General features: G+C 67.2%; 7 protein-coding genes. 3 read left to right on the top strand and 4 right to left on the bottom strand.

What is annotated here, in order from left to right; translation table 11 throughout:
* Positions 1–2 precede the first annotated feature (2 nt).
* Both ACFT9I_RS14290 and ACFT9I_RS14285 read right to left on the bottom strand, forming a co-directional pair.
* Positions 3–1,352 (bottom strand): SRPBCC family protein, encoded by a 1,350-nt coding sequence (locus ACFT9I_RS14290; RefSeq protein ID WP_382564012.1) that lies wholly within the window; start codon positions 1,350–1,352, stop codon positions 3–5.
* 375 nt (positions 1,353–1,727) lie between these two features.
* Entirely contained in the window at positions 1,728–2,972 is a 1,245-nt protein-coding gene (locus ACFT9I_RS14285) for an NAD(P)/FAD-dependent oxidoreductase (RefSeq protein WP_382564010.1), read from the bottom strand.
* 717 nt (positions 2,973–3,689) lie between these two features.
* Here ACFT9I_RS14285 and ACFT9I_RS14280 point away from each other — a divergent pair.
* Positions 3,690–4,238, top strand: a complete 549-nt coding sequence (locus ACFT9I_RS14280; protein WP_382564008.1) for a GNAT family N-acetyltransferase — start codon at positions 3,690–3,692, stop codon at positions 4,236–4,238.
* A gap of 44 nt (positions 4,239–4,282) precedes the next feature.
* On the opposite strand, the gene ACFT9I_RS14275 is transcribed toward ACFT9I_RS14280, so the two are convergent.
* Complete coding sequence (locus ACFT9I_RS14275; protein ID WP_382564006.1) at positions 4,283–5,230, bottom strand: aldo/keto reductase; 948 nt, start codon at positions 5,228–5,230, stop codon at positions 4,283–4,285.
* Between the two features lie 47 nt (positions 5,231–5,277).
* A complete protein-coding gene (locus tag ACFT9I_RS14270; RefSeq protein ID WP_382564005.1) occupies positions 5,278–5,838 on the bottom strand; it encodes an ester cyclase in 561 nt (186 codons plus the stop codon).
* A gap of 138 nt (positions 5,839–5,976) precedes the next feature.
* Here ACFT9I_RS14270 and ACFT9I_RS14265 point away from each other — a divergent pair, with 138 nt between their 5' ends.
* Positions 5,977–6,693, top strand: a complete 717-nt coding sequence (locus ACFT9I_RS14265) for a TetR/AcrR family transcriptional regulator (protein WP_382564003.1) — start codon at positions 5,977–5,979, stop codon at positions 6,691–6,693.
* Positions 6,694–7,472: 779 nt separating this feature from the next.
* Positions 7,473–8,861: an IS21-like element helper ATPase IstB gene (istB, locus tag ACFT9I_RS14260; protein WP_382564001.1), complete on the top strand. Its 1,389-nt coding sequence runs from the start codon at positions 7,473–7,475 to the stop codon at positions 8,859–8,861.
* Positions 8,862–9,400 lie beyond the last annotated feature (539 nt).

Raw genomic sequence — 9,400 nt, 5'->3', positions numbered from 1 at the left:
GCTCACTCCGTGGCCTTCCCGGTCTCGGAGGTGGACGCGCCGGTCGCGGTGGACGCGCCGTTCGTGGTGGACGCGCCGTTCGCAGCTTTCGCACCGTTGTCGGCGTAGGCACCGTTCTCGGTGTAGGCGCCCTTCTCCGTGTACGCGTCGTTCTCGGCTTTCGCGCCACTCTCGGCGTACGCGCCGTTCGAGGCGGTGTCCGGGCTCTCGGCCTCCGCCGTCTCGACGGCGACCCAGGCGTCGATCTGCGAGACGACCTCCTCGTCGAGCGAGAGCTGACCGGGCGTCCAGAGCGGGTTCGACAGGCCGCGGTGAGTCCGCTCGCACATCTCCCAGTCCTCGTAGTTCGCCTTGTCCCACAGTGCGAACACCGCCTCGTGGGAGAAGTCGCTCTTGGCGGTCTCGGAGGGGTGGAAGAGCCAGAAGTGCCGGACGAAACACGTGCCGGGGCTCTCGGGCCAGACCCACTGCATCATCACGTAGTCGGCCGTGAACCCGAACAAGAGATTGGGCAGGATCGTGATCCAGTTGATCTTCTGCCGGTCCGCCTCGGGGACCAGTTCCATCGGCGTCCGGCCGCTGCGTCCCGTCATGGAGACGGAGTTGTAGGCGTTCCGGATCCCCTGCCACGCCCCGACGATGTCGCCCTTGAGGTCGTAGGTGCCCGCGTCGTCGAAGTCGGTGATGCGGTGAAGGTCCTTGTGGGCCGTGGGGAAGTGCAGGCTCTCGTTGACGTTGTGCGCGACGAGCTTCCAGTTCGAGGCGACCGGGTAGTCCTTCGCCTCGACGCACTCCAGGTCGGCGAGTTCGTAGACGCGCGCGAACTCGCCGAACTCGCCCAGTGAGGCGTCGAGATCCGGGGCGTCGTCGGACAGTGCGATGAACACGACTCCGAACCGGACCTCGGTCCGCACCGGCAGCAGACCGTTCTTCTCCTTCTCGAAGAAGTGGTCGAAGTAGGTGCCGTTGAGGCTCTTGAGCTTGCCGTTCCGGTCGTACACCCAGCAGTGGTAGAGGCAGACCAGGCTCTGGCGCTTGCCGGTGGCCTCCTCCACGAGCTTGTAGCCCCGGTGCCGGCAGTAGTTGTGGTACGCCTGGATCCCGTCGTCCCCGTGGATGAGCAGAACGGAGCCGGTGCCGATGTTCAGCGTGGTGTAGGCGCCTTTGTCCTTCAGCCGGGAGACGTGGTCCACCGGGAGCCAACGTCGGCCGTAGATACGGGACATCTCCCGGCGGTACTGCTCCTCACCGGTGTAGAACCCGTGTGACCTGCCGATGCCGCCCGTCTCGAAGTATGGCCTTTCCTCGCCCTGGTCGCTGATGAGATCGAACATGCTGGACGCACGCGTCATCTGCTGGTCTCCCTCAGAGGGTCAAGCGCATGGAATGCGGTGCGGGAACACCAAGGCGTCGGGGCCCGCGAGAAGGCCGCACCGAGCCTCGGCAATGGTGGGACTGCGTGACGAGCGATGGCTGAGAAGCGAGGCCGGCCGGCCCGGGTGAGGCGCGGGGGCCGGCCGGCGGGCGGCTGTCGAAGGGGCAGGGACGGACGGGCCGGTCGCCTTCGAAGGGAACTCGGAGACGGCTCACCGGAGTACGTACCGGCTCCGTGCCAGGTGTACGCGCGTAGCGCCGGAGCGAGAGCAGGTGACGTCACGCCGGACCGGCGTGCTCGGCTTGGTGGGTCCCCGGCTGGGGCAGCGGGTGCGGCGAACCCCCTCCGACCGTTATCCGGCTGCCGGGTCGTAGATCCGCTTCTCCTCCGGCACGTTCGCGGAGTCGTAGAGACGCTCCAGGGCGTCCGGCGCGTAGACCTCGTAGTCCGGTACGACTCCGCCGATCAGGCCGAGCATCCTGTCGGTCCACTCCTGGGTCGCGCTCATCGCGGACATCGTCGCCTCGAAGAACGGCGGGAGTTCGGTGAGTTCGCCGAGCGTCGTCGTGAAGTCGTAGACGCCCGCGCTCTCCTCGTCGCGCAGCTTGTTGTACTCGGCCAGCGCCTCTTCCATCGGCCGCTCGCCGGCCAGGCCCTGGTGGACGCGCTCGGCGAGGAGTTCACCGTGCGTGAAGGCGTCGGTGATGCCCCATCCGGTGTAGGGGTCCTTGTGGTACCCGGCATCGCCGACCAGCGCCCAGCCGGGGCCGTAGGCGCGGCGATAGTAGTTGTCCGGGTAGCGCATGGGCTTGAAGGGCTCTTCGCGCCTGCCCTGCTCGCGCAGCTGCACGCCCATCTCCGGCGACACGTCGTCGAACACGCCCTGGAAGCCTGCCTCGACGTCCTGGCGGAACTCCTTGAGGTGGCGCTTGGTGCAGATGACGGCGAGCATGCTCACGTCGCCGTTCGTCGGCCAGGTGCCGAACCACTTCTCGTTGAAGCCGGTCTTGTGGTGCAGGCCCCAGTCGAGACCGCTGTAGTACGAGTAGTAGATGAAGCCCGCGGCGGGGCGCACGTTGTACAGCTCCGCGCCGACCTTCTTGGCGACCGTGGAGTGGAAGCCGTCGGCGCCGATGACGACGGTGGCGCGGAACTCCCGCTCCTGCCCGTCCCCTTCGCGCCCTCGGATGCCCGTCACGCGGCCGTCGGTGAAGACCAGGTCGGAGACGGTGAACCCTTCGATCACCTCGGCGCCGGCGCGGCGGGAGGCGTTGATGAGGATCTCGTCCAGCACGGTGCGTCGCGGGCAGTAGACGGCGTCGATGCCGTCCACCGGCTCGGCGAACCCGTTGAGTTCTATGCCCCGGTAGGAGTAGTTCATCTTCCGGAGCGCCGGGGTTTTGGCCGCGATTATCTCGTCGAGCAGACCCCAGGCCTGGAGCCGCAGCAGCCCCGCCTGGTGGATGTAGTGGGTCGAAACCGCGTCACTGGGGAACGAGGCCCGGTCCACGACGAGAACCCGGTGCCCCTCCTTCGCCAGCAGCATCGCAACCGGCGAGCCGGCGCAGCGTCCACCCACAACGATGACGTCGTACATAGATCCCCCATCAATTTGGTTTGAGGAACTGACGCACCGCTCTAAGCGGCGGGAGCACGACCCGGAGGCTATGGAAATCGACAGATGAAGGTCAAGTAGGGGTAATAGTGAGGCAATGCGAGGCCATCGAAATCTCGCCACCTGAATGATTCATTCCGCTCAACTCCCGTACAGAATGACCCACTTGGCACCTTTTGATGAGACGCCGATGTGGCGTGCGTCACAATCCAACACCCACCTGAATCCAGCCAGCCAGAGCGAAGAATTCAGCCCTTCCAGCAAAGCGAAGTTTTTTAGTTCTGAACTAAATAACGACATGGCGTGAGCGGCGACTTTGATTATTAACGGGGCCGTACGTTTATTGCGCTCGACCATGCGAACGCCGAGGCCACGGCCACCCCTCACCCCGTCGCCCCGCACCGTCGGTCAGGGCCCGGCACCACTCGACGGGGATGGTTGCGGAGACCGCCCGGACGGAGTTCATGCCTACTGTCCGAAATCGAGCGATCACTTTCGCAAAGCGAAGACCTTTTGCGCTCAACTTCTCCATCCGCGCTCAGCGTGTCGAGCTGGACACCGAACTGGCAGACGTGCGCGAGGAGTTGGTGGTGCTCCGCGGACCGGGGCCGGACCACCCGTAGGTCGTGGCGGCTCGGAGCGCACGGGCGACGAAGGTCCGGCCACCGCCCGCCGACAGCTCGGGTCTAGCATCGGCCCATGTCCACTACGCCGTCCCGGGTCGAACTGTGCCCGCTCACCACCACCGACCAGGACGAGTTCTGCTCGCTCGTGAAGGCCAGCGCCGAGCTTCATACGCCGTGGATCCAGTTGCCCGCAGCGGCGCAGGAGTTCCAGGGGTGGATGCGCCGCTTCGACGACGGCACCAACCGCGGCTTCCTGGTCCGCGTCCGGGAGACCGGTGCGGCCGCCGGCATGGTCAACATCAACTCGGTCATCCGGGGCCGTTACCAGGGCGCGTCCCTCGGTTACGCGGCTTTCGCCCCGTCCGCGGGACGGGGCTACATGGCCGAAGGGCTCACCGCCACCCTGCGCCACGCCTTCGACGACCTGCGGCTCCACCGGCTGGAGGCGAACATCCAGCCCGACAACAAGGCGTCCCTGGCCCTGGTCCAGCGCCTGGGCTTTCGTTACGAAGGGCTGTCGCCCGCCTATCTCTACATCGACGGGGCCTGGCGCGACCACGAACGCTGGGCCATCGCCGCGCCATCCCCCTGGACGCCCGATCCTTCCCTTCCAGAGGTCTAGGCAGCGCTTCCAGGGAGGACCGGGGCGCTCTGTCGTGAGGCGCGCTACGCCGCGGCGGCCGTGAGCCGGGCGAGATCCGCGTCGGTCAGCTTCAGGTCCGCCACCGCGACCAGGGACGGCAGTTGATCCACGGTCCGGGCGGAAGCGATCGGCGCCGCCACCGTCGGCTGCGCGGCGGCCCACGCCAGTGCCACCGTCGCGACCTCGGCGTCATGTGCCCGCGCCACCTCGTCCAGGGCGGCGAGGACACGTACACCCCGGTCCGTCCGAAGATGCTCGCCGGCGCCCTCGGCCCGTGCGCTGTCCACCTGCGCGCCTGGGCGGTACTTGCCGGTCAGGAAGCCCGAAGCCAGTACGTGGTACGGCACGGCGGCCAGACCGGAGCGGGCGGCCACCTCCTGGAGCGGACCCTCGTAGGTGTGCCGGGACACCAGGCTGTACTTCGGCTGGAGTGCGACGTACCGGGCGAGTCCTTCGCGGTCGGAGAAGTCGAGGGACTCCTGGAGGCGTTCGGCGGAGATGTTGGAGGCGGCGATGGCCCGCACCTTGCCCGCCTTCACCAGTTGGTCGAGGGCACCGATGATCTCCTCGACCGGGATGGTCGGATCGTCGTCGAAGTGGGTGTAGTACAAGTCGATGCGGTCGGTGCCCAGCCGGCTCAGCGACGCGTCGGCGGCAGCCTTGACGGTGTCGCCGCGGAGGCCCCGGAACTCGGGGTGGCGGGCGACCTTGGTGGCGATCACGACCTCGTCGCGGTTGCCGCGCGCCTTCAGCCACCGGCCGATGATCGTCTCGGACTCACCACCGGAGTTTCCGTCCACCCATGTCGAGTAGGAGTCGGCGGTGTCCACGAAGTTGCCTCCCGCCGCGGTGTACGCGTCGAGCACGGCGAAGGACTGTTCGAGGTCGGCGGTCCAGCCGAAGACATTGCCGCCGAGGGCGAGCGGGAACACTTCGAGGTCGGACCGGCCCAGCTTGGTAAGAGACGTCATGCCGTTGTCCAACAACGTGACGGATCAGCTATTCCGCACCGCCGGTGTCAGTCACCGAGGTCGGGTTCGGCGGTGTTCAGGAGCCTCGGGTCGGGTTCGGAACCGGCCATGGACAACGCCCCCTTGACGGCCTGCGCGAGTTTGAGCAGGTCTCCGGGCTTGCGCCTGTCCAGCCCCCCGACGAGTTGCTTGAGGATGGTGAGCTGGTCGAAGTAGACGCGCTCGGTGACGAGGTTCTCGTGCTCGTCGAAGACGAAGTACGCCGTCATACGGGTGCGGTGGCGGCTGCCGGTCGGCGGGATCTTCCCCAGCGGCCCGTTGTGGGTGCCCAGGAGCCAGAACTCCACGATCACGGCGTCGTGACTGTGGCGGAGAGCGATCAGTTCGTGGTCCTGGTCGGGGAACGCCACGCGTGTGTCGTGGTAGTACTCGCGTACGTCCCCCTCGCCGTCGTGGACGAGCATCTGCGCGATCAGTTCGTAGTGAGGATGCGGGAACGTCGACAGGGTGGCGTCCCAGTCCTGGAGCACCTCGTCACGGAAGTGGTCCAGGACGAGCTTCTCCCGGACGCGCAGTACGTCCTCCGGGGGCAGGGTGAAGCGCGACATCGGTGTGTCCTCTCGTCTGCTCGGGCTGCTCGGGCTGCTCGGGCCACCCAAGCCGCATTTACCCACGCCGTGGATTATCAGGGGTGAAGGTATACCCACGGTGTGGTTTTGAACAAGCGGCATGCGCACAATGGGCCCATGACCGAGGCCCGCCCCGACGCACTTCCCGACGCACTTCCGCGCCCCAACCGCCGCGGCCGCCCGCCCAAAGGCGCCGCGCAGCTCTCACGTGAGTCCATCGTCGAGGCGACTCTGCGGGTCGTGGACGCCGAAGGTGTGAGCGCGGTGGGCATGCGATCCGTGGCCCGCTCCCTCGGCGTGGACGCCAAGAGCCTCTACAACCACGTCGAGGGCAAGGACGGGCTGCTCGACGCCCTCGCCGAACACATCCTCGGGGGCCTGGCCCTTCCCGAACCGACCGGCGACGTACGCCGGGACCTGCACGCGATCGCCCGCGCGTTCCGCGACCGCGCACTCCGCCACCCCGAGGCCGCGTCACTCGTCCTCACCCGGCAACTCGCGTCGTTCGAAGGGCTCGCGCCGGTGGCGACGGTCCTGCGCGTCCTGCGCGGAGCAGGCTGTCCCACCGGGGAAGCGGTCCACCTTCTGCGCGTACTCCTCGCCACTCTGATCGGCACCCTGCTCCGGGAACTCTCGGCGGGCACGGCCTTCGGCGTCGGCGACAACGCCGGGATCGCCGCCCGTCAGGAGGCACTGGAACGGTCGGGATTCCCCGTTCTCGCCGAAGTGGCTCCGCACCTCGCGCGCTTCGACAGGGAGGCGGAGTTCACGTACGCCGTGAGTTTCGCGATCGACGCGGTCGTCACGCGCGTCCAGGCGTCCAACCCGCGGTAGGGAGCGGTGCCACCGCTACGGGCCAGGACAGCTCTGTTCCACGCCCCACCTGACGGCGGACGCCGAACCCTTGGTCCCCGGCCTGCTTCGCCGCGGGCCCGGCCACCTCGGGTCCGTCGACGGGGCGGACGTTGTCCGACGTCCGGTCGACCGAGCGCCGAGTTGACCGTCGGATGACCGTCGCTCGGGTTCAGGTCCGCCCACTTCACGCGGCACGGAGTCTTGCCGTGCTTCGCGAACGTCACCGCCTGCGGCTTGCCGTCGCGCAGCTGGACCGCGACACACTCCACGCCGAGCGCGCCGGGTCGGTCTTGTGCTTGTGGTACTCCCAGTTTTGAACGTGTGCCCGGGGCAGCCCATCGGCTTCGACGACGGTTTGCCCGACTCGACATCCTCGTGCCGGTAGGGCCGGTCGCCGGCACTCTCGCCCGACCGCCGTGGGTCGACGGGATCGGCCACCGGCTTCTCGTCACGGCAGAAGCCGGACTCACGCCGAATCCGGCGGAACGTTCCCCCGCGCCCAACTGCTCGTAAGGGAAGCTGTCCTGGGTGGGTTCGGCGCCGAACGGCGACGTGGCAGACCGAAAAATTATCCGCACCCCTCCCCTTCACCGATTGCGCAATGCGGCTCCCATTCCTATTGCGACGCGCAACTGCACGAAGTGGATCTTGTCCTAATGAAATTCTATTCATCCCAACGAGTGCATCGAATTCAAATTGTCGGCGAGGGCGCATCAGAATGATGGAGCCACCCTTCGTCGCAGTCGTTGGAGATGCCGTTGCCCAGTCATGGCACGTCCGCCCACGAGCACAGCCGTTCATCCCCGACTTCGGCACCGGGCTCGTTCCGCCCCTCCAGGGAAGTCACAAGTTTCGCGCCCGCCGCGTTCGGATACGCCCTCTTCGCCACCCGCTGGCTCCAGGCCCCGCTCTATTTCGGCCTGGTCGCCGCACAGGGCGTCTATGTCTACAAGTTCTTCAACGAGCTTGGGAAATTAATCGTTCATGTCATCAACGGTCACGCCGACGAGACGCATGTCATGCTCGCCGTCCTCAAACTGGTCGACGTCGTGATGATCGCCAATCTGCTGATCATGACGATCGTCGGCGGCTACGAGACCTTCGTCTCGCGCATCAACCTCCAGGGCCATCGCGATCAGCCGGAATGGCTCTCCCACGTCAACTCGAACGTGCTCAAGGTCAAGCTCGCCACCGCCATCGTGGGCATTTCGTCCGTCCATCTGCTGCAGATGTTCGTCGACGTGCATCACACTTCTCAGCACGCGCTGTTGTGGGGAACCGTGATCCACATGGCCTTCATCCTGTCCGCCGGGATTCTGGCCTATATGTCGGGCCCCATGCTGGAGTCGCGGAAGAGCGATCACGGGTGCCGTGGCCATGAGGGCGGTGGCCATGCGGACAGTCACGGGGAAGGGAACACACCGCTGATCCCGAAGCCGTCCGCCGGGTGGCACGACGATGCCACGTCAGTAGGTCGGGCGGCGTCTTCCGCCTCAGCAGCGATGTCGGCTCGGACTTCGACGTCGGCTTCGTCGTGTGGAGGTTCGGGCGCCGAGTCCCGTATCCGCGCCGCGGGCTTCCCCGCCCCCAAGGCGCTGGAGGACTTCGACCACGGCTACCCCCGGTCATTCGACCGGGAGGCCGTGGCGATGCTCGGCAAGCTGGACTTCATCACCGCCAAGGAGAACGTGCTCGTCATCGGCCCATCCGGCACCGGCAAGACCCACCTCGCCGTCGCCTTCGGCACACGCGCCTGCCAGGCCGGCCACCAGGTTCTGTTCGCCACCGTTGTCGAATGGGCCGCCCGGCTTGCCGTCGCCAAGGCCGAGGGCCGCCTCACCGAGGAACTGGCCCTGCTGGACCGATATCCCCTGCTGATCGTCGACGCACTGGGCTACTTCCCCCTGCAGGCCGAGGAGGCCCAGCTCTTCTTCTGCCTCGTCGCGCACCGCTACGAGCGCGGCTCACTGATCGTCACCAGCGACAAGCCCCTGAGCGGCTGGGACCTCGTCCTCAGCGGCACCGCGGTGGCCTCGGCCGTGATCGACCGCCTCGTCCACCATTCCGAGATCATCAGCGTCGAGGGGGACAACTACCGGATGCGCAACCACGGCGGCTTCGGTTTCGCGTCCTCGGCCGTCCGTTAAGGCCTGCTCCAGACTGACAGCGTGACTTCTGCGTTCTGGCCGTGCGGCCGAGACGAATCCACGGGTGGTCGGGCGGCTGTCCGATGTCCGGACCACGGCCGCGGCGCCCGGCCCGCCACGCGTCCGGGACCGTCTCGGCGAGCACGGTCGATCTCGTCGTCCGTGAGCAGAAGCGAGGGTCCAAAGCGCAGGGTACGTACGGCACTTGCAGTGGGGAACGTACGAACTCCGAGCCGGCGCTGACGTGCCCTGTGAGCCGACCGTCCGCCGCGTGCTGCGCGACTGGACGGCGATCAACTGGACCTCGCCATCGGTTGCTGGGCGGACGCGCGAACCGAACCGGTCGGAGCCGCCCGGCGGTTGATCGCGGTGGATGGCAAGCGGGTACGCGGCCACTGGCGCATCGAAAACCGACTGCACCGGGTCCGCGACCCCACCTTCGACGAGGACCGAACCCAGATCCGCACAGGCAACGGTCTACGCATCGCCTGCGCGGCGCGACCAACATCGCCCAAGCCCCGCGACATCACGCCGCCCGG

Origin of the sequence: Streptomyces sp. NPDC057137 (genome assembly GCF_042670825.1) — a bacterium.
GTDB lineage: Bacteria > Actinomycetota > Actinomycetes > Streptomycetales > Streptomycetaceae > Streptomyces.
This window is presented reverse-complemented; position numbering and strand designations above follow the sequence as displayed.

What these genes read in the sequence shown, in the direction of transcription:
- ACFT9I_RS14285 (WP_382564010.1), bottom strand. Translation starts at nt 2,972, where the DNA reads ATGTACGACGTCATCGTTGTGGGTGGACGCTGCGCCGGCTCGCCGGTT.
- ACFT9I_RS14270 (WP_382564005.1), bottom strand. Translation starts at nt 5,838, where the DNA reads ATGTCGCGCTTCACCCTGCCCCCGGAGGACGTACTGCGCGTCCGGGAG.
- ACFT9I_RS14280 (WP_382564008.1), top strand. Translation starts at nt 3,690, where the DNA reads ATGTCCACTACGCCGTCCCGGGTCGAACTGTGCCCGCTCACCACCACC.
- ACFT9I_RS14290 (WP_382564012.1), bottom strand. Translation starts at nt 1,352, where the DNA reads ATGACGCGTGCGTCCAGCATGTTCGATCTCATCAGCGACCAGGGCGAG.
- ACFT9I_RS14265 (WP_382564003.1), top strand. Translation starts at nt 5,977, where the DNA reads ATGACCGAGGCCCGCCCCGACGCACTTCCCGACGCACTTCCGCGCCCC.
- ACFT9I_RS14275 (WP_382564006.1), bottom strand. Translation starts at nt 5,230, where the DNA reads ATGACGTCTCTTACCAAGCTGGGCCGGTCCGACCTCGAAGTGTTCCCG.